Annotated in this window: 19 protein-coding genes; all 19 read left to right on the forward strand. The window is 62.0% G+C overall.

Annotation, left to right across the window (positions count from 1 at the left end; translation table 11 throughout):
- The first annotated feature begins 1 nt into the window (after position 1).
- The 19 genes from plsX to ACW9I6_RS11915 all read left to right on the forward strand — a co-directional run bounded on the left by plsX (position 2) and on the right by ACW9I6_RS11915 (position 17,634).
- Positions 2 to 1,012: a phosphate acyltransferase PlsX gene (plsX, locus tag ACW9I6_RS11825; RefSeq protein WP_080673274.1), complete on the forward strand. Its 1,011-nt coding sequence runs from the start codon at positions 2 to 4 to the stop codon at positions 1,010 to 1,012.
- A 126-nt stretch (positions 1,013 to 1,138) separates the two neighbouring features.
- Positions 1,139 to 2,077, forward strand: a complete 939-nt coding sequence (gene fabD, locus ACW9I6_RS11830; protein WP_023659248.1) for an ACP S-malonyltransferase — start codon at positions 1,139 to 1,141, stop codon at positions 2,075 to 2,077.
- Between the two features lie 30 nt (positions 2,078 to 2,107).
- Positions 2,108 to 2,851, forward strand: a complete 744-nt coding sequence (gene fabG, locus ACW9I6_RS11835) for a 3-oxoacyl-ACP reductase FabG (RefSeq protein WP_004371297.1) — start codon at positions 2,108 to 2,110, stop codon at positions 2,849 to 2,851.
- A 192-nt stretch (positions 2,852 to 3,043) separates the two neighbouring features.
- Positions 3,044 to 3,280 carry an acyl carrier protein gene (gene acpP / locus ACW9I6_RS11840; protein WP_004371293.1) on the forward strand — a complete coding sequence of 79 codons (237 nt, stop codon included), beginning with the start codon at positions 3,044 to 3,046 and terminating at the stop codon, positions 3,278 to 3,280.
- A gap of 110 nt (positions 3,281 to 3,390) precedes the next feature.
- Complete coding sequence (gene fabF, locus ACW9I6_RS11845) at positions 3,391 to 4,635, forward strand: beta-ketoacyl-ACP synthase II (protein ID WP_004371291.1); 1,245 nt, start codon at positions 3,391 to 3,393, stop codon at positions 4,633 to 4,635.
- Positions 4,635 to 5,450, forward strand: a complete 816-nt coding sequence (pabC, locus tag ACW9I6_RS11850) for an aminodeoxychorismate lyase (protein ID WP_457339325.1) — start codon at positions 4,635 to 4,637, stop codon at positions 5,448 to 5,450. The genes fabF and pabC overlap by 1 nt, the downstream gene beginning before the upstream one ends.
- Before the next feature lies 1 nt (position 5,451).
- On the forward strand, positions 5,452 to 6,570 hold the full coding sequence (gene mltG, locus ACW9I6_RS11855) for an endolytic transglycosylase MltG (protein ID WP_177027693.1): 1,119 nt from the start codon (positions 5,452 to 5,454) through the stop codon (positions 6,568 to 6,570).
- Between the two features lie 19 nt (positions 6,571 to 6,589).
- Positions 6,590 to 7,222: a dTMP kinase gene (gene tmk / locus ACW9I6_RS11860; protein WP_177027694.1), complete on the forward strand. Its 633-nt coding sequence runs from the start codon at positions 6,590 to 6,592 to the stop codon at positions 7,220 to 7,222.
- Complete coding sequence (locus ACW9I6_RS11865) at positions 7,215 to 8,204, forward strand: DNA polymerase III subunit delta' (RefSeq protein WP_004371282.1); 990 nt, start codon at positions 7,215 to 7,217, stop codon at positions 8,202 to 8,204. Before tmk ends, ACW9I6_RS11865 begins: the two co-directional genes overlap by 8 nt.
- A 63-nt stretch (positions 8,205 to 8,267) precedes the next feature.
- Positions 8,268 to 9,053 carry a TatD family hydrolase gene (locus ACW9I6_RS11870; protein WP_087692771.1) on the forward strand — a complete coding sequence of 262 codons (786 nt, stop codon included), beginning with the start codon at positions 8,268 to 8,270 and terminating at the stop codon, positions 9,051 to 9,053.
- Between the two features lie 438 nt (positions 9,054 to 9,491).
- Positions 9,492 to 10,145 carry a TetR/AcrR family transcriptional regulator gene (locus ACW9I6_RS11875; RefSeq protein ID WP_004371278.1) on the forward strand — a complete coding sequence of 218 codons (654 nt, stop codon included), beginning with the start codon at positions 9,492 to 9,494 and terminating at the stop codon, positions 10,143 to 10,145.
- Positions 10,146 to 10,284: 139 nt separating this feature from the next.
- Complete coding sequence (locus ACW9I6_RS11880; RefSeq protein WP_004371275.1) at positions 10,285 to 11,253, forward strand: GTP 3',8-cyclase MoaA; 969 nt, start codon at positions 10,285 to 10,287, stop codon at positions 11,251 to 11,253.
- Positions 11,254 to 11,328: 75 nt separating this feature from the next.
- Positions 11,329 to 11,934 (forward strand): DUF4823 domain-containing protein, encoded by a 606-nt coding sequence (locus ACW9I6_RS11885; RefSeq protein ID WP_063027950.1) that lies wholly within the window; start codon positions 11,329 to 11,331, stop codon positions 11,932 to 11,934.
- Positions 11,935 to 11,951: 17 nt separating this feature from the next.
- A complete protein-coding gene (locus ACW9I6_RS11890; protein ID WP_457339326.1) occupies positions 11,952 to 12,512 on the forward strand; it encodes a DUF1285 domain-containing protein in 561 nt (186 codons plus the stop codon).
- Positions 12,513 to 12,582: 70 nt separating this feature from the next.
- Positions 12,583 to 13,296 carry a GntR family transcriptional regulator gene (locus ACW9I6_RS11895; protein ID WP_080673275.1) on the forward strand — a complete coding sequence of 238 codons (714 nt, stop codon included), beginning with the start codon at positions 12,583 to 12,585 and terminating at the stop codon, positions 13,294 to 13,296.
- Entirely contained in the window at positions 13,293 to 14,294 is a 1,002-nt protein-coding gene (locus ACW9I6_RS11900; protein WP_214499506.1) for an ADP-ribosylglycohydrolase family protein, read from the forward strand. Before ACW9I6_RS11895 ends, ACW9I6_RS11900 begins: the two co-directional genes overlap by 4 nt.
- Before the next feature lie 193 nt (positions 14,295 to 14,487).
- A complete protein-coding gene (locus tag ACW9I6_RS11905) occupies positions 14,488 to 15,954 on the forward strand; it encodes a purine-cytosine permease family protein (protein ID WP_008434943.1) in 1,467 nt (488 codons plus the stop codon).
- Positions 15,947 to 16,867, forward strand: a complete 921-nt coding sequence (locus ACW9I6_RS11910) for a PfkB family carbohydrate kinase (protein ID WP_457339327.1) — start codon at positions 15,947 to 15,949, stop codon at positions 16,865 to 16,867. Before ACW9I6_RS11905 ends, ACW9I6_RS11910 begins: the two co-directional genes overlap by 8 nt.
- A 38-nt stretch (positions 16,868 to 16,905) precedes the next feature.
- Positions 16,906 to 17,634 (forward strand): class I SAM-dependent methyltransferase, encoded by a 729-nt coding sequence (locus tag ACW9I6_RS11915; protein ID WP_457339328.1) that lies wholly within the window; start codon positions 16,906 to 16,908, stop codon positions 17,632 to 17,634.
- Positions 17,635 to 17,725: the final 91 nt, after the last annotated feature.

The following is a 17,725-nucleotide window of genomic DNA, read 5'->3' on the forward strand; positions in this document are numbered from 1 at the left end:
CTTGTCTGCTCAAGTCATCGCGATTGACGCAATGGGCGGGGACTTCGGTCCCCGCAGCATTGTTCAGGCCTGCATTGCTTGCCTGTCTGCCACGCCCTCGCTGCACCTGACCCTCGTCGGTCAACCCTCCTTACTTGAAGAACTGATTGCCAGCCATCCGGCGGTGGATCGCGCGCGCCTGACTATTACACCGGCCAGCGAAACCATCACCATGGATGAAAAGCCTGCGCAGGCCTTGCGCGGCAAGCCTGATTCTTCGATGCGGGTGGCGCTTGAGCTGGTACGCGACGGCAAGGCCCAGGCCTGTGTCAGTGCCGGCAATACCGGGGCGTTGATGGCGTTGTCCCGGCATGTGCTGAAAACCCTGCCGGGCATTGACCGGCCGGCGATGGTTGCGGCTATTCCGACCCAGCAGGGCTATTGCCAGTTGCTGGACCTGGGGGCGAACGTCGATTGCAGTGCCGAGCATCTGCTGCACTTTGCCCTGATGGGCTCGGTGGCGGCCGAAGCGCTGGGCGTGGCCCGGCCTCGGGTGGCGCTGCTGAATATCGGCACCGAAGACATCAAGGGCAACCAGCAGGTCAAGCTGGCGGCGACGCTGTTGCAAAGCGCGCGAGGCCTGAACTACATCGGCTTTGTCGAGGGTGACGGTCTGTACCGCGGCGAAGCCGACGTGGTGGTGTGCGACGGTTTTGTCGGCAATATCCTGCTCAAGTCCAGCGAGGGCCTGGCGACGATGATTGCTGCGCGCATCGAGGCCTTGTTCAAGCGCAACCTGGCGTCACGCCTGGTGGGCGCCCTGGCGCTGCCCTTGATGCGGCGCTTGCAGGCTGACCTGGCTCCGGCGCGGCACAATGGTGCGAGTTTCCTGGGGTTGCAGGGCATCGTGGTGAAAAGTCATGGTTCGGCGGGGGTGCAGGGTTTTCAAAGTGCCATCCAGCGCGCCTTGATCGAGATCCAGGAAAACCTGCCGCAACGCTTGCACGGCCGCCTTGAGGATCTGTTGCCTTAGGCGAATCGGGCCGGAAATGCTTAAATGTGACCGGCCAGTTCAATTGACCATCCAATCTGTCAGTTTCTTGCGCTCCCACGTGTGGGGCGCCAATTTCCGACGACCAGATCATTAGGGGCTTGTTACATGTCTACATCCCTCGCATTCGTCTTTCCAGGGCAGGGTTCGCAGTCCCTCGGCATGTTGGCCGAGCTGGGCGCGGAACATCAGTTGGTCCTGGACACTTTCAAGGAAGCCTCCGATGCCTTGGGTTACGACCTGTGGGCACTGACCCAGCAAGGGCCGGAAGAGCTGCTCAATCAAACCGACAAGACCCAACCCGCCATCCTCACCGCCTCCATCGCCCTGTGGCGCCTGTGGCTGGCTGAAGGCGGCGCACGTCCGGCCTACGTTGCCGGTCATAGCCTGGGCGAATACAGCGCCCTGGTGGCCGCTGGCAGCCTGACCCTCGGTGAAGCGGTCAAGCTGGTGGAGCGTCGTGGCCAGTTGATGCAGGAAGCGGTTCCTGCCGGGCAGGGCGGCATGGCTGCCATTCTCGGCCTGGAAGATGCTGACGTGATTGCCGCCTGCGCCGAAGCGGCCCAGGGCGAAGTGGTCAGCGCCGTGAACTTCAACTCCCCTGGCCAGGTGGTGATCGCCGGCGCCAAGGCGGCGGTAGAGCGCGCCATCGAAGGCTGCAAGGCCCGTGGCGCCAAGCGTGCGTTGCCGTTGCCGGTCAGCGTGCCGTCCCACTGCGAACTGATGCGCCCGGCTGCCGAGCGTTTCGCCGAGTCGATCGCTGCGATCAACTGGCAGGCGCCGCAGATTCCGTTGGTGCAGAACGTCAGTGCCGCCGTGGCCTCTGACCTGGAAACCCTCAAGCGCGATCTGCTGGAACAGCTGTACAAGCCGGTTCGCTGGGTTGAGTCGGTGCAGACCCTGGCCGCCAACGGCGCCACCCAATTGGTAGAGTGCGGCCCGGGCAAAGTCCTCGCCGGCCTGAACAAGCGTTGCGCCGAAGGCGTGTCGACTTCCAACCTCAATACCCCGGATGCCTTCGCTGCCGCTCGCGCAGCCCTGGCCTGACGTTAATTTCCGAACCTAGGAGAAGCCTGCATGAGTCTGCAAGGTAAAGTTGCACTGGTCACCGGCGCAAGCCGTGGCATTGGCCAGGCGATCGCCCTGGAGCTGGGCCGTCTGGGCGCTGTGGTCATCGGTACCGCAACCTCCGCCGCCGGCGCTGAACGTATTGCCGCGACGCTGAAGGAAAACGGCGTCCAGGGCACCGGTCTTGAGCTTAACGTGACCAGCGATGAGTCCGTGGCGGCCGTATTGGCTGAAATCACGGCGCAATTCGGTGCACCGGCTATTCTGGTGAACAATGCCGGTATTACCCGCGATAACCTGATGATGCGTATGAAAGACGACGAGTGGCATGACGTCGTTGATACCAACCTGAACAGTCTGTTTCGCCTGTCCAAGGGTGTTTTGCGCGGCATGACCAAGGCTCGTTGGGGTCGAATTATCAATATTGGCTCTGTTGTGGGTGCCATGGGCAACGCAGGCCAAGTAAACTACGCAGCCGCCAAGGCCGGTCTGGAAGGTTTCAGCCGTGCATTGGCGCGTGAAGTAGGCTCGCGGTCGATTACGGTCAACTCGGTGGCCCCAGGGTTCATCGACACCGATATGACCCGCGAATTGCCTGAAGCGCAGCGTGAAGCGTTGCTGACGCAGATTCCGCTGGGCCGTCTGGGCCAGGCCCAAGAGATCGCGAATGTGGTCGCTTTCCTGGCATCCGACGGTGCGGCATACGTGACTGGGGCTACAATCCCGGTGAACGGCGGGATGTACATGAGTTAAATTGTGACGGATCGCTTCAAAAAAATGTCATACGAGCTGTCTAAAATCCGTTATAAAGCTGCAATCTATTTATAGGCAGATGGCCAATAGGGTACGAGGGTGAAGCTTTCAGTTGAAAAGCTGAAAAGTCTTTCTATACACTTACCCACTGGCCAGCTGCCTGAATTTGTCCATTAGGAGTGAAAACAAGGTATGAGCACCATCGAAGAGCGCGTCAAGAAAATCGTTGCCGAGCAACTGGGCGTTAAAGAAGAAGAAGTGACCAACAGCGCTTCCTTCGTTGAAGACCTGGGTGCCGACTCCCTTGACACCGTTGAGCTGGTGATGGCTCTGGAAGAGGAATTCGAGACCGAAATCCCGGACGAAGAAGCTGAAAAAATCACTACCGTTCAAGCTGCTATCGACTACGTTACTAGCCACCAGGCGTAATAGTTTGTAATCGTCGCTTGCTGTGATGGAAAAACCGCACTGCCCTATGGCGTGCGGTTTTTTCCTTTAAGCCTGATGCAAAGTGTCGTCATTAGAAAAAGGAGAGTGCTGTGTCGCGTAGACGCGTCGTAGTCACCGGTATGGGTATGTTGTCGCCACTGGGTACGGATGTGCCGAGCAGTTGGCAGGGCATTCTGGCTGGCCGCAGTGGTATTGGTCTGATCGAACACACGGACCTTTCTGCCTATTCCACCCGTTTTGGCGGCTCGGTAAAGGACTTCAATGTCGAGGAATATCTCTCGGTCAAAGAGTCCCGCAAACTCGACCTGTTCATTCAATACGGCCTGGCAGCCGGATTTCAGGCGGTGCGTAATGCCGGCCTGGAAGTCACCGACGCCAACCGTGAGCGCATCGGCGTGGCCATGGGTTCGGGTATTGGCGGTCTGACCAATATCGAAGAAACCAGCCGCACCCTGCATGAGTCCGGCCCTCGCAGAATTTCACCGTTCTTCGTGCCTGGCTCGATCATCAACATGATTTCCGGTTTCCTGTCCATCCACTTGGGTGCCCAGGGGCCTAACTACGCCATTTCCACGGCGTGCACCACGGGCACTCACTGCATCGGCATGGCGGCGCGCAATATCGCCTATGACGAGGCCGACGTGATGATCGCCGGCGGTGCCGAGATGGCCGCCTGCGGTTTGGGCATGGGCGGCTTCGGCGCGTCCCGTGCGTTGTCGACCCGCAATGACGAGCCGACCCGTGCCAGCCGTCCGTGGGACAAGGGCCGCGACGGTTTTGTTCTGGCCGACGGTGCCGGTGCGCTGGTACTCGAAGAGCTGGAGCACGCGAAGGCCCGTGGCGCCACCATCTACGCCGAGCTGATTGGTTTCGGCATGAGTGGTGATGCGTACCACATGACCTCGCCTCCGTCGGACGGCGCGGGTGCTGCACGCTGCATCACCAATGCGTTGCGTGATGCCAAGGTCAACGTTGACCAGGTGCAGTACATCAATGCCCATGGCACTTCGACCCCGACCGGCGACCTGGCGGAAGCCGAGGCCATCAAGTCGGTGTTCGGCGAGCATGCCTACAAGCTGGCGGTCAGTTCCACCAAGTCCATGACCGGGCACCTGTTGGGTGCGGCGGGCGCGGTCGAGGCAATCTTCAGCGTGCTGGCCATCAAGGATCAGGTCGCTCCGCCGACCATCAACCTCGATGAACCGGATGAGGGCTGCGACCTGAACTTCGTGCCTCACGAGCCGCAGAAGATGCCGATCGACGTGGTGCTGTCCAACTCGTTCGGTTTTGGTGGTACCAACGGTTCCCTGGTGTTCCGCCGGTTCGCCGAGTGATGGAGAGCTGGGTCGACGGTCAGCCGGCGGGCGAAGTGCCCCTGAAAGACCGTGGCCTGGCATACGGTGATGGACTGTTCGAGACCATTGCCGTCAAGGCCGGGCAGCCCGTGCTGCTTGACCGCCACCTGCAGCGCCTTGAAGAAGGTTGCAGGCGGTTGGCGATTGTTGCGGATCAACCCCTGATCCGCAGCGAATTGCTGGCCTACGCCGCTGCCCTCGGTGACGGTGTACTCAAGTTGATCCTGACCCGTGGCGATAGCCAGCGCGGTTATGGCATCAGTGCTGGCGCTCCGGCGCGGCGCATTCTGCAAGGCAGTCCACCTGCCACTTATCCCCCGGAACATGCAGCGTCAGGCATTCGCCTGTTTGCGTGTACCACGCGTTTGTCCGAGCAACCGTTGCTTGCCGGCCTCAAGCACCTCAATCGCCTGGAACAGGTGTTCGCCCGCGCCGAGTGGCAGGATGCCGAACACGCCGAAGGTTTGATGCTGGATATGTCCGGTCGAGTCATCGAAGGCGTCTTCAGCAACCTGTTTCTGGTGCGTAACGGCGTGTTGCTGACCGCTGATCTGAATCGCTGTGGCGTCGCCGGCGTCATGCGGGCCGAGCTGTTGGCCCAGGCGCAGGCGTTGGGCATCCCGACGAGCGTGGCCGATATCAGCCTTGAGCAGCTGCAACAGGCCGATGAAGTCTTGGTGTGCAACAGCGTATATGGCATTTGGCCGGTGCGCGGATGTGCTGCGATGAGCTGGCCGGTTGGGCCGCTCACCCGTAAACTGCAGGGCATTGTTCGCGCACTATTGGATATTTGATTTGAGACGTAAATTTGTATTGTTGCTGGAGATCGGTCTGGTCCTGGCGGGTTTGCTGCTGGGCGCTTCGGCCTGGAAGCTGAACTCGGCCCTTGAACAGCCCTTGAATCTGACCCAGGAGCAATTGCTGGACGTACCGGCCGGCGCGACGCCCACCGGCACCTTCAATCGCCTGGAAAACGACGGCGTGCTCAAGGATGCGTTCTGGTTGCGTCTCTACTGGCGCTTCAACCTCGACGGCCAGCCGCTGCACAGCGGCGAATACCGCATGACCCCGGGCCTCACCGCCGAGGGCCTGATCGGCCTGTGGCAGCGTGGCGAAGTGGTGCAGTACAGCATTACGCTGGTGGAAGGCTGGAACTTCCGCCAGGTGCGCGCGGCCCTGGCCAAGCATGAAAAGATCGAGCAGACCCTGTCCGGCCTGAGTGACAGCGAGGTGATGGAAAAACTCGGCCACCCGGGCGTATTTCCTGAAGGGCGCTTCTTCCCGGACACCTACCGCTTCGTGCGCGGCATGAGCGACGTTGAACTACTGAAAAAATCCTACAACCGTCTGGACGATGTCCTCGCCCAGGAGTGGAGCAAGCGCGCGGCCGATGCGCCGTACACCGACCCCTATCAAGCGCTGATCATGGCCTCGCTGGTGGAGAAAGAAACCGGCGTGCCGGAAGAGCGCGGCCAGATCGCCGGGGTATTCGTGCGGCGCATGCAGATCGGCATGCTGCTGCAAACCGACCCGACGGTGATCTACGGCCTCGGCGAGCGCTACACCGGCAAGCTGACCCGCGCGCACCTCAAGGAAGCCACGCCCTACAACACCTACGTGATCGCCGGCCTGCCGCCGACGCCGATCGCCATGGTCGGGCGGGAGGCGATTCATGCTGCGCTGAACCCGGTGGCGGGCAGCAGCCTGTATTTCGTTGCCCGAGGCGATGGCAGCCATATTTTCTCGGATAACCTGGATGCGCATAACGCTGCAGTGCGTGAGTTCCAGATGAAGCGTCGCGCCGATTACCGTTCCAGCCCGGCGCCGGCGGCAAAGCCTGCGGACGCGCCGGTGGATACGCCCGCCGAGCCGGCTCCGGCACCCGATGACGCCGCACCGCAAAGCCCGCAATGACTCTGACTAAGGACTGCCTGTGACTGGCTTGTTTATTACCCTGGAAGGCCCGGAAGGCGCCGGCAAGAGCACCAACCGTGAATACCTGGCCGAGCGCCTGCGCGCCGAAGGTATCGAGGTGCTGCTGACCCGTGAGCCTGGCGGCACGCCACTGGCCGAGCGTATCCGTGAAGTGCTGCTGACCCCGGGCGACGAACAGATGAACCCCGACACCGAACTGTTGCTGGTGTTCGCCGCCCGCGCCCAGCACCTGGCCGAAGTCATTCGCCCGGCACTGGCCCGGGGCGCCGTGGTGATTTGTGACCGGTTTACCGACTCCACCTATGCCTATCAGGGCGGCGGTCGTGGCTTGTCCCTTGAGCGCATTGCGACGCTGGAAACCTTCGTCCAGGGCGATTTGCGGCCCGACCTGACCCTGGTGTTCGATCTCCCGGTGGAAGTCGGCATGGCCCGTGCCACCGCCCGGGGTCGCCTCGATCGTTTCGAACTGGAAACCCGAGTCTTTTTTGAAGCTGTGCGCGGCGCGTTTCTCAAGCGCGCCGAAGCCGACCCCGCTCGTTACTACCTGTTGGACGCCGCACAACCGTTGACTCAGGTTCAGCAATGCATTGACGCCCTGTTGCCGAAGCTTGTGGAGCGTGTCCGTGGCTGAAGCCTATCCATGGCAGGACAGCCTCTGGCAGCAACTGGCGGGCCGTGCCCAGCACGCCCACGCCTACCTGCTCCACGGCCCGGTGGGCATCGGCAAGCGCGCCCTGGCCGAGCGGCTGATGGCCAGCTTGTTGTGCCAGCGGCCCAACGGCCTGGAAGCCTGCGGCGAATGTAAATCCTGCATGCTGCTCAAGGCCGGCAGCCACCCGGACAACTATCTGCTGGAACCGGAAGAGGCCGACAAGGCGATCAAGGTCGACCAGGTGCGTGATCTGGTCAGCTTCGTGGTGCAGACCGCGCAGATGGGCGGGCGCAAGGTGGTGCTGATCGAACCGGTGGAGTCGATGAACATCAACGCCGCCAACGCCTTGCTCAAGAGCCTGGAAGAACCGTCCGGCGATACCGTGCTGCTGCTGGTCAGCCACCAGTCCAGCCGCCTGCTGCCGACCATCCGCAGCCGCTGCGTGCAGCAGGCCTGCCCGTTGCCGAGCGAAGCCATGAGCTTGCAGTGGCTGGCCCAGGCGTTGCCGGACTGCGGCGAGGCGGAGCGCGTCGAGTTGCTGACCCTGGCGGCCGGTTCGCCTCTGGCGGCGGTCAAGCTCCAGGCCCAGGGCGTGCGTGAACAGCGTGCGCTGGTGGTGGACGGGGTGAAGAAACTGCTCAAGCAGGAAGTGTCGGCCACGCAACTGGCCGAAAGCGCCTGGAAAGACATTCCCTTGCTGCTGCTGTTCGACTGGTTTTGCGACTGGTCGAGCCTGATCCTGCGCTACCAGCTGACCCAGGACGAAAACGGCCTTGGGCTGCCGGACATGCGCAAAGTCGTGCAATACCTGGCGCAGAAGAGCGCCCAGGACAAGGTGCTGAACATCCAGGACTGGATCCTCGCCCAACGCCAGAAGGTCCTCGGCAAGGCCAACCTCAATCGCGTGCTGTTGCTTGAGGCCTTGCTGGTGCAGTGGGTCGGTTTGCTCGGCCGCCGTTAATTTCAGTGGCCGACGGGTGTATCGTTGGCCAGACACTTTCCGTGACTCAAGTTGTAGATCCCTATGCTCGTAGATTCCCATTGCCACCTTGATCGCCTCGACCTGGCCCAGCACAACGGCTCCCTCGACGCCGCCCTTGAAGCTGCGCGCCAGCGCGGGGTAGGGCACTTCCTGTGCATCGGCGTCAGCGCGGAAAACGCCGCCGACGTCAAAGCCCTGGCCGATCGTTATGCCGATGTCGACTGCTCGGTGGGCATTCACCCGCTGGACCTCAAGCCCGGCGAAGCCCCGGCCCTCGACTGGCTGCTCGGTGAACTCAATCACCCGCGCGTGGTGGCCATCGGTGAGACCGGCCTGGATTACCACTACGAACCGGAAGCCGCCGAGTTGCAGCAGGCGTCGTTCCGTCTGCACCTGCAAGCCGCCCAGCAGACTGGCAAGCCGGTGATCGTCCACACCCGTGGCGCCCGTGCCGACACCCTGACCCTGCTGCGCGAAGCCGCGCTGCCCCAGGCTGGTGTGCTGCATTGCTTCACTGAAGACTGGGACATGGCCAAGGCCGCGCTGGACCTTGGTTTCTACATTTCCTTGTCGGGCATCGTGACCTTCCGCAACGCCGATGCCCTGCGCGATGTTGCACGCCAGGTCCCGGCAGACCGCCTGCTGGTGGAAACCGATTCGCCGTACCTGGCGCCAATTCCTCATCGCGGCAAACCCAACCTGCCGGAATACGTACGGGATGTGGCGGATTACCTGGCGATGCTGCGGGGCGAGTCCTACGAGCGCTTTGCCGAACAGACCACCGAAAACTTCAAGCGCCTGTTCCCGCTGGCCCACGTCGGCCACTGAATCGCAGGCAAAAAAAACCCGGGTTCTGGGGGGTGAATCCGGGCTAAGACCATTAGGAGTAAAACAAGGGTACGCAGTCCGTCGGTACCCAGGTCGACGCGTCACTTGGGGGAGATGCCACGCCGACATTTCAAGTATTGATCAGTATCCGATTCAGTCCAGCCACATCTGATCGTTTTTTAAACAGATTTGGAATACGCCCGCTTCGGTTGAGTTCTCATTGGATGCGATGCACACGCGCCAATCACCTGTTTTATTTCTGACTCGAATCGGCACATTCGTTGGCGTGTTGTAAGTTAAGTGCAAAGGTTGTTCATATAGGCGTTGCCCAACGACCGTTCAGTCGGGATAATCCCGCGCACCGGGTAAAACGTTCCGACAAGCACGGCTTGGGGAGCGAACGCCCTTCCAATATCCATCTCTGCAGACCTTTTTCTTATGCACAAAGAACCCCGCAAGGTCCGTGAGTTTCGCCGCCGCGAGCAGGAAATTCTCGACACCGCACTCAAGCTGTTCCTCGACCAGGGTGAAGACAGCGTCACCGTCGAGATGATTGCGGATGCCGTGGGTATCGGCAAAGGCACCATCTACAAGCACTTCAAGTCCAAGGCCGAGATCTACCTGCGCCTGATGCTCGACTACGAGCGCGACCTGAACGAGCTGCTGCACTCGGCCGATGTCGACAAGGACAAGGAAGCGCTGTCCCGCGCCTACTTCGAGTTCCGCATGCGTGACCCGCAGCGCTACCGCTTGTTTGATCGCCTGGAAGAAAAAGTGGTGAAGGGCCATCAGGTGCCGGAAATGGTCGAGGAGCTGCACAAGATCCGTGCCTCGAACTTCGAACGCCTGACCCTGCTGATCAAGGGCCGTATCAGCGAAGGCAAGCTCGAAGACGTGCCACCGTATTTCCACTACTGCGCCGCCTGGGCGTTGGTGCACGGCGCCGTGGCGTTGTACCACTCGCCGTTCTGGAGCAATGTGCTGGAAGATCAGGAAGGTTTCTTCCAGTTCCTGATGGACATCGGCGTGCGCATGGGCAACAAGCGCAAGCACAGCACTGATTTGCCGAACGCCGAAACGCCGGCCACTTGAATCATTCGCCAGCGTGATGGCGATATGATTTCCTGCCCAGCGCAGTAACCCAGGAATATACTCAGGCAAGGACCTTGCTAAAACTTGATTTTTCAGTCAGGTTTTAGTGCGCCCGAATTATCCTCTGCCGGAGTGATCCATGATCGTTGATCGTCAAGGCAGGCGATTCCGCAATTTGCGGATCAGCCTGACCTCAGCCTGCAATTACGCCTGTACCTACTGCGTGCCCAACGGCAAGCGGCTGGTGGCTGCGCAGGACGAACTGTCGGCCGAGGCGATGGCGCGGGGTGTCGAGTACCTGATCGAGGCCGCCGGCATCGAGCGCCTGCGGATTACCGGCGGTGAACCGTTGGTCAGCCCCAAGCTGGAAGCCTTCATGGGCGCGGTGGGGCAGATGGGGCTCAGTGATATCAGCCTGACCACCAACGGCCAACTGCTGGCGCGCAAACTGCCGCTGCTGGTGGACGCCGGGATTCGCCGGATCAACGTGTCCCTCGACACCCTGGACGCCGACGCCTTCCGCAGCATCGCTCGCGGTGGCGACCTGGCCACCGTGCTCGATGGCATGGACCAGGCGAGCGCCGCCGGAATCAAGATCAAGGTCAACATGGTGCCGCTGCGCGGCCAGAACCTCGACCAGGTGATGCCGCTGCTCGACTACTGCCTGGAGCGTGGCTACGAGTTGCGCTTTATCGAATTGATGCGCATGGGCCACCTGGCCAACGATTCCAACGCGTTCCTGCAGCAATTCGTCAGCCTTCAGCAATTGCTCAGCCTGATCGGCGAACAGTACGAATACCTGCAAGCCAACGCCCCGGTGGACGCCACTGCCGTGCGCTACGAAGTGCCCGGCAAAGGTTTCTTCGGTGTCATCGCCAACGAAAGCGTGCCGTTCTGCCGGACCTGTTCGCGTTTGCGCCTGTCGTCCACCGGCTGGCTGCATGGCTGCCTGTCGTCGAGCAACCGCCACTACGTCGGCGACCTGCTGGACAAACCCCGCCACCAGGCCCTGCCGGCCTTGCAGCGCTTGTTGGTCAAGGCCTTGGGTGACAAGCAGGAAGTGGCCTTCTCCGGCGGCGCCACCATCATGAAGATCATCGGCGGCTAGTCTCGCAAGCTGGCGCAAAATCTGCATCTCGTGCCCATTCGCCGGTTTTCCGTCACCGGCCTCTGGAGAATTAGGATGCGTAGTCTGGTTTTGGTGCTGGCGTCACTCGCGCTGGGTGGCTGCATGACCGTCAGTGATATGGCCGAAGGCACGCGCTATCAGATGAGCGATGCCGGGCTGCTGGACCACAGCGATACTCGCCGCGTCAATTCGGTCCGCATACAGCCGGACTCCTTCGTCTTCATCGCCCAGGGCGCCTTCACCCCGCCGGGCAGTGCTTATCCACGGCCTAACGTGGTGGCCGAGGAAGCCTTCAACGGCTTTGTCGAATATTTTCCGATGGTCCGCCGCGCCCGCAAGCCGGAAGGCCTCGAGCAGGCGATGTCGGAAGCCCGCGCGGCGGGTGCGCATTACCTGCTGTACTGCCGCTTCGCCCAGGCGGATGACCGTATCGGCAACGCCGATGAATGGTCTGACCAGGAGGCGGTGGATCGCCTGGGTATCGACACCGGCACCATTCAGGTCATGTTGATTGAGACCAGCACCCAGTATTTGATTGATACTGTGCGGATTCACAGCCGTGGCGGTTTACTGACGTTCCACGACAACAAGCCTGATGACCTGATCGGCAAGCCCCTGGCGCACTACGCGCGCAGCCTGTTGGGCATGAGCGATCAGTAAGACACAAGGAGAGCAGCATGACCGATTCGGCCAAGGCCAATGACCTGTTGGCGCAATTGCCCAAGGGCAAGGGGCCCGCACCGGTGCATCTGTGGAACCCGGCGTTTTGCGGCGATATCGACATGCGCATCGCCCGCGACGGCACCTGGTTCTACATGGGCACGCCGATTGGCCGCAAGCCGATGGTCAAGCTGTTCTCCAATATCATTCGCCGCGATGGCGATGATTATTTCCTGATCACCCCGGTGGAAAAGGTCGGGATCAAGGTCGATGACGCGCCCTTCGTCGCCGTGACCCTGGAAGTCGAAGGGCAGGGCGAAAGCCAGGTCCTGCGCTTTACCACCAACGTGGATGAGCAGGTCGAGGCCGGTATCGAGCATCCGCTGCGGGTGGTGATCGACCCGGACACCCAGGAACCCTCGCCATACCTGCGGGTGCGCACCAACCTCGAAGCCCTGGTTCACCGCAATGCGTTCTACCAGCTGGTGGAGCTGGCGGTGACCCGTCCGATCAACGGTAAGAACTGGCTTGGCGTCTGGAGCGGCGGGGTATTTTTCCCCATCGGCCTGGAGCCCTGAGGCTGATTTCTCGCTCTCCCTGAAATAATTCGCTTGCTGTAGCCGGGCGCTTTCGGTTATCAATTTGTACATGATTAGACATGTCCGATTTGATAAGAAAAAACGCGTCGTCGACGAGCTGATCCGCCGTATCGAGGGTGGAGTGATGGCCGACGGTGTCCTGCTGCCGGGCGAGCACCAACTGGCCGAAGAGTTTTCCGTCAGCCGCGGCACGCTGCGTGAAGCCCTGGCCGAACTCAAGCGCCGCAGCTACATCGCCACCCAAAGCGGTGTCGGCTCCATCGTCACCTTCGACGGCATGGTGCTCGACCAGCGCAGCGGCTGGGCCCAAGCCCTGGCCGACACCGGCGCGGTGGTGACCTCCGAAATCCTGCGCCTGGAAGCCGTCACCCGTCCGGACCTGCTCAGCCGTCACGGCAGCGACCAATTCATCGCCCTCGACCGCCGCCGTCGCGCTGCCGACGGCACGTTCGTGTCCCTGGAGCGCTCGCTGATGCCGGCCTCCGGTGGCCTGGAAAGCCTGCCGCAAGTCGGCCTGATCGATAATTCCCTGACCATCACCCTGGCGGCCTATGGCTATGTCGGCGCCACCGGCAACCAATGGATCGGTGCCGAGCCTCTGAACGAAGAAGACGCCCAGCTCCTGGGGCGCCCGGTGGGCACGGTGTTCCTCAAGGCCCTGCGCACCACCTACGACCGCCAGGACCGCTTCATGGAATCCGTCGAAAGCCTGCTCGACCCTCTGCATTTCCGCTTGCACCTTCAATTTGGAACACCGACATGACCGCCACCACCCGCGCCCTCGGCGCCTTCTACGGCCTGGCCTTGGGCGATGCGTTGGGCATGCCCACCCAGTCCCTGAGCCGCGAGCAGGTCAAGGCGCGTTTCGGCGCGATCACCGGCCTGGAAGATGCCGACGCCGATCAGCCGATCGCGCCGAACATGCCCAAGGGCTCGATCACCGATGACACCGAACAGGCCATCCTCGTCGGCCAGTTGCTGGTGGACGGGCAGGGCAGGATTGAACCCACCGAACTCGCCCAACGTTTGATCGACTGGGAAGCGGTGATGCGCGCCAAGGGTTCCCAGGATTTGCTGGGCCCCTCGACCAAACGGGCGATCGACATGATTCTGGCGGGCCATACCCCGGAAGAGTCCGGGCGCTACGGCACCACCAACGGCGCCGCCATGCGCATCACCCCGGTGGGCATCGCGGCGGACGTCAACGACCCGGCGCAGTTTATCCAGGCGGTGATCCAGGCGTGCCAGGTCACCCACAACACCAACCTGGGCATCTCCAGCGCGGCGGCGGTGGCGGCGGTGGTTTCCGCCGGGATCAACGGCGTCGATCTGGGCGAAGCGCTGAACATCGGCACGCAGATCGCCCAGCAGGCGGAAAACCACGGCCATTGGATTGCCGGCGGGCGCATCGCCACCCGCATCAGTTGGGCGCGCACCTTGAGTGTCGACAGCGGCGACAAGGCGCTGTTTACCGACCTGCTTTACGAATTGATCGGCACCTCGGTGGCGTCCCAGGAATCGGTGGTCGTGTCGTTTGCCCTCGCGCAGCAAGTCGCGGTGGGTGAAATGAACGCCATCGAAGCCCTGTGCATGGCCGCCAGCCTCGGCGGCGACACCGACACCATCGCCGCGATTCTCGGTGCGATGCTCGGTGCGTGCCTGGGGATGCAGTGCTGGCCTGAGGCGATGATCGAACAGGTCAAGCAGGTTAACCAACTGGACCTGGAACCCTTGGTCCAAGGCCTGCTCAAGCTGCGCTGAGCACCGCAGATCGAAAAATGTGGGAGCTGGCTTGCCTGCGATAGCGGTCGATCAGTTGATGAATCATCGACTGACACCACGCTATCGCAGGCAAGCCACACATTGATCCAGTCGAGTCAGGAAGACCGGCACACAGATTCAACTTGCCAACCTGCCACAACCACAAAAAAACAGGCATCAGGAGCACCCCACCATGAGTACGTCCTCTTCCGGCCAAAGCGCCGGGCAATTGGAAACACGCGGCATCGAGCCGGTCCCGGAAGGCGAGTGCAACGGCCATCCGCTGCAACTGTTCTGGGTCTGGTTTGCGGCCAACATCAGCATCCTCGGCTTGCCCCTGGGCGCGACCCTCGTAGCGTTTCGCGGCCTGGCGATCTGGCAGGCGATCATCGTCGCAATCCTCGGTGCCGCCGGTTCGTTTGCGGTGGTCGGCATCATCTCCATCGCCGGCCGTCGTGGCCGTGCACCGAGCCTGACCCTGTCCCGGGCGATCTTTGGCGTACGCGGCAATATCGGGCCGACGCTGGTGTCGCTGATGTCGCGCCTCGGCTGGGAAACCGTCAACACCACTACGGCTGCGTTCGTGCTGTTGTCGTTGTGCTCGATCCTGTTCAACTCGCCGGTTGCCGCCAAAAGCGCGCCGGTACTGACCCTGCTGTTCATTGGCATTTTCGTGCTGCTGACCCTCGCCGTATCGGGCCTGGGCCACGCCACCTTGCTGGTGATCCAGAAGTGGGCCACCTACGTGTTCGGCGCGCTGAATATCCTGGTGGGCGGTTTCCTCTGCGCCACCATCGATTGGAGCGCGGTGTTCAACGCCACGCCTGCGCCGTTGAGCGCGATGATCATCGGCGTCGGCACCATGGCGGCCGGTACCGGTATCGGCTGGGCCAACGCCGGTGCCGACATGTCGCGCTACCAGCACCGCAGCGTCAAGGCCGTGCGCCTGGTGGCCTCCGCGGCATTCGGTGCGGGGATTCCGCTGGTGCTGTTGATCACCCTCGGCGGTTTGCTGTCGGTGGGCAACAACGACCTGGCGTCGGCCACTGACCCGATCATCGCGATTCGCGACATGCTGCCGACCTGGATGGCGGTGCCGTACCTGATCACCGCGTTTGGCGGGCTGTTGCTGTCGAATAACCTGTCGGTGTACTCGGCGGGGCTCACCACCTTGACCCTCGGTTTGAAGGTCAAGCGCGTGCACGCGGTGATCGTCGACATCGTTGCGATCTTCGCCGGTTCGATCTACTTCATGCTGATCGCCGACAGTTTCTACGGCCCGTTCATCACCTTCATCTCGTTGCTGGCGGTACCGATCACCGCCTGGGTCGGGATCTTTGTCGTCGACCTGATTCATCGCCACTACTACAGCCCCAAAGACCTGCTGGACGTAACGCCAAGCAGCGCCTACTGGTACCGTGGCGGAGTTGAATGGCGTGCGTTCGGCGCCTGGGCGATTGCGATCGTGCTGGGCTTCAGCTTCACCACCATCGGCACCACGGCCGAGAACATCTGGTTCGCCGGTCCGCTGTCCGATTCGTGGCTGGGCCACAACGGCCTGGGCTGGATCGTCACCTTCCTGGTGGCCGGCGGGATTTATGCGGTACTGGGGGGCGCGGCTGATCGTCGCCCGGCTTTGGTAGAGAGCGCTAATGTCTAGATTGCTGCACAGCGGCCAGGTCATCGTTGACCTGGTCATGTCCCTCGACACATTGCCTGCCACCGGTGGCGATGTATTGGCCAACTCCGCCAGCTTCGAAGCCGGCGGTGGCTTCAACGTGATGGCCGCGGCCCGACGCAACGGCTTGCCGGTGGTCTACCTGGGCCGCCATGGCGCCGGCCGCTTCGGCGACCTGGCGCGCGCGGCGATGCAAGTCGAGGGCATTGAAATGGCCCTGGCCGCCAGCGACGACAAGGACACCGGCCTGTGTGTGTCCCTGACCGAAGCCACTACCGAGCGTACCTTCATTTCCCATATCGGCGCTGAGGGTGACTTGCTGGCGCAAGACCTGGCCAATGCGGTACCACGCGACGACGACTACGTGTACGTCAGCGGCTACAGCCTGCTGCTGGAAGGCAAGGCCCAGGCGTTGCTCGATTGGCTATTGGCATTGCCGCGCCAGATCACGGTGGTGTTCGATCCGGGCCCGCTGGTGAAGGCACCGGACTCGGCCTTGATGGTCGCCCTGTTGCCGCGTATCGATATCTGGACCAGCAACGGTCCGGAAGCGCTGGCCTTTACCGGCGCGAGCGATCTGGCGGGGGCATTGCTCAAGCTCAACGAGCACTTGCCCGCCGACACCTTGCTGGTGGTGCGCGATGGGCCGAATGGCTGCTGGATCAGCCGTAATGGCCAGGGCGAGCATGTGCCGGGATTCAAGGTCAAGGCGGTGGACAGCAACGGTGCCGGCGATGCTCACGCCGGGGTGTTTATCGCTGGCCTGGCCAATGGTTTGGCGCCAGCTGTCGCGGCACGTCGCGCGAACGCGGCGGCGGCCTTGGCGGTCACGCGCTGGGGGCCGGCCACGTCACCGGGCACGGCTGAAGTGGATGCGTTGTTGAGCGAGGGCTGATTCGGCAGAATAGTCGCCATTCAGCACGGAGCAGCGTCATGACCCAGAACATCTACGACACCGAGGTTTTCTTCGAGGGCTACAGCAAAATGGGCCGCTCGGTAGAAGGCCTCGCCGGCGCGCCGGAGTGGCCGGCGTTGCAATCCATGCTGCCGCCCATGTCGGGATTGAAAGTCGTAGACCTGGGTTGCGGCTACGGCTGGTTCAGTCGCTGGGCGCAGGAGCAGGGCGCCGAACAGGTGCTGGGGCTGGATGTCTCGCAAAAGATGCTGGCGCGGGCAAGGGAGATGACGTCCTCTTCGGCCATCACCTATGGCATCGCCGACCTGGAAAAACTCGACCTTCCGGATGCCACTTTCGACCTGGCCTACAGCTCATTGGCGTTCCATTACATCGTCGATCTTAAGGGCCTGTTCGCGCGTATCCATCAAGCGTTGGTCCCGGGCGGGCGGTTGGTATTTTCCATCGAGCATCCGATCTTCATGGCGCCCCGGCAGCCGGGCTGGCTGATTGATGAGCAAGGGCGCAAGAGCTGGCCGGTGGACAGCTACCAGTTGCAAGGACCACGGGTGACAAACTGGCTGGCGGAGGGTGTGATCAAGCAACATCGCACCGTGGGCACGTTGCTGACGCTGTTGATCCAGGCGGGGTTTACCCTGACTCATGTCGACGAGTGGGGCCCGAGCGAAGCGGACCTGAAAGCCCGCCCCGCACTGGCAGAAGAGCTTGAACGCCCAATGATGCTACTGGTGGCCGCCCACCGCTGATTCCTTGGGTGAAAACCCGACCAAAAATGTGGGAGCGGGCTTGCTCGCGAATGCGGTGGCTCAGCCAATGAATCTGGCACTGATACACCGC

It is taken from the genome of Pseudomonas sp. SDO5522_S412 (genome assembly GCF_054071215.1).

Excerpts from the sequence above, each read along its gene's own strand:
- ACW9I6_RS11900 (WP_214499506.1), top strand. The coding sequence starts at position 13,293 with ATGACCGCCACCACCCGCGCCCTCGGCGCCTTCTACGGCCTGGCCTTG.
- ACW9I6_RS11880 (WP_004371275.1), top strand. The coding sequence starts at position 10,285 with ATGATCGTTGATCGTCAAGGCAGGCGATTCCGCAATTTGCGGATCAGC.
- ACW9I6_RS11870 (WP_087692771.1), top strand. The coding sequence starts at position 8,268 with ATGCTCGTAGATTCCCATTGCCACCTTGATCGCCTCGACCTGGCCCAG.
- ACW9I6_RS11915 (WP_457339328.1), top strand. The coding sequence starts at position 16,906 with ATGACCCAGAACATCTACGACACCGAGGTTTTCTTCGAGGGCTACAGC.
- fabG (WP_004371297.1), top strand. The coding sequence starts at position 2,108 with ATGAGTCTGCAAGGTAAAGTTGCACTGGTCACCGGCGCAAGCCGTGGC.
- acpP (WP_004371293.1), top strand. The coding sequence starts at position 3,044 with ATGAGCACCATCGAAGAGCGCGTCAAGAAAATCGTTGCCGAGCAACTG.
- ACW9I6_RS11890 (WP_457339326.1), top strand. The coding sequence starts at position 11,952 with ATGACCGATTCGGCCAAGGCCAATGACCTGTTGGCGCAATTGCCCAAG.
- fabD (WP_023659248.1), top strand. The coding sequence starts at position 1,139 with ATGTCTACATCCCTCGCATTCGTCTTTCCAGGGCAGGGTTCGCAGTCC.
- ACW9I6_RS11895 (WP_080673275.1), top strand. The coding sequence starts at position 12,583 with ATGATTAGACATGTCCGATTTGATAAGAAAAAACGCGTCGTCGACGAG.
- ACW9I6_RS11875 (WP_004371278.1), top strand. The coding sequence starts at position 9,492 with ATGCACAAAGAACCCCGCAAGGTCCGTGAGTTTCGCCGCCGCGAGCAG.
- ACW9I6_RS11905 (WP_008434943.1), top strand. The coding sequence starts at position 14,488 with ATGAGTACGTCCTCTTCCGGCCAAAGCGCCGGGCAATTGGAAACACGC.
- ACW9I6_RS11910 (WP_457339327.1), top strand. The coding sequence starts at position 15,947 with ATGTCTAGATTGCTGCACAGCGGCCAGGTCATCGTTGACCTGGTCATG.
- pabC (WP_457339325.1), top strand. The coding sequence starts at position 4,635 with ATGGAGAGCTGGGTCGACGGTCAGCCGGCGGGCGAAGTGCCCCTGAAA.
- ACW9I6_RS11885 (WP_063027950.1), top strand. The coding sequence starts at position 11,329 with ATGCGTAGTCTGGTTTTGGTGCTGGCGTCACTCGCGCTGGGTGGCTGC.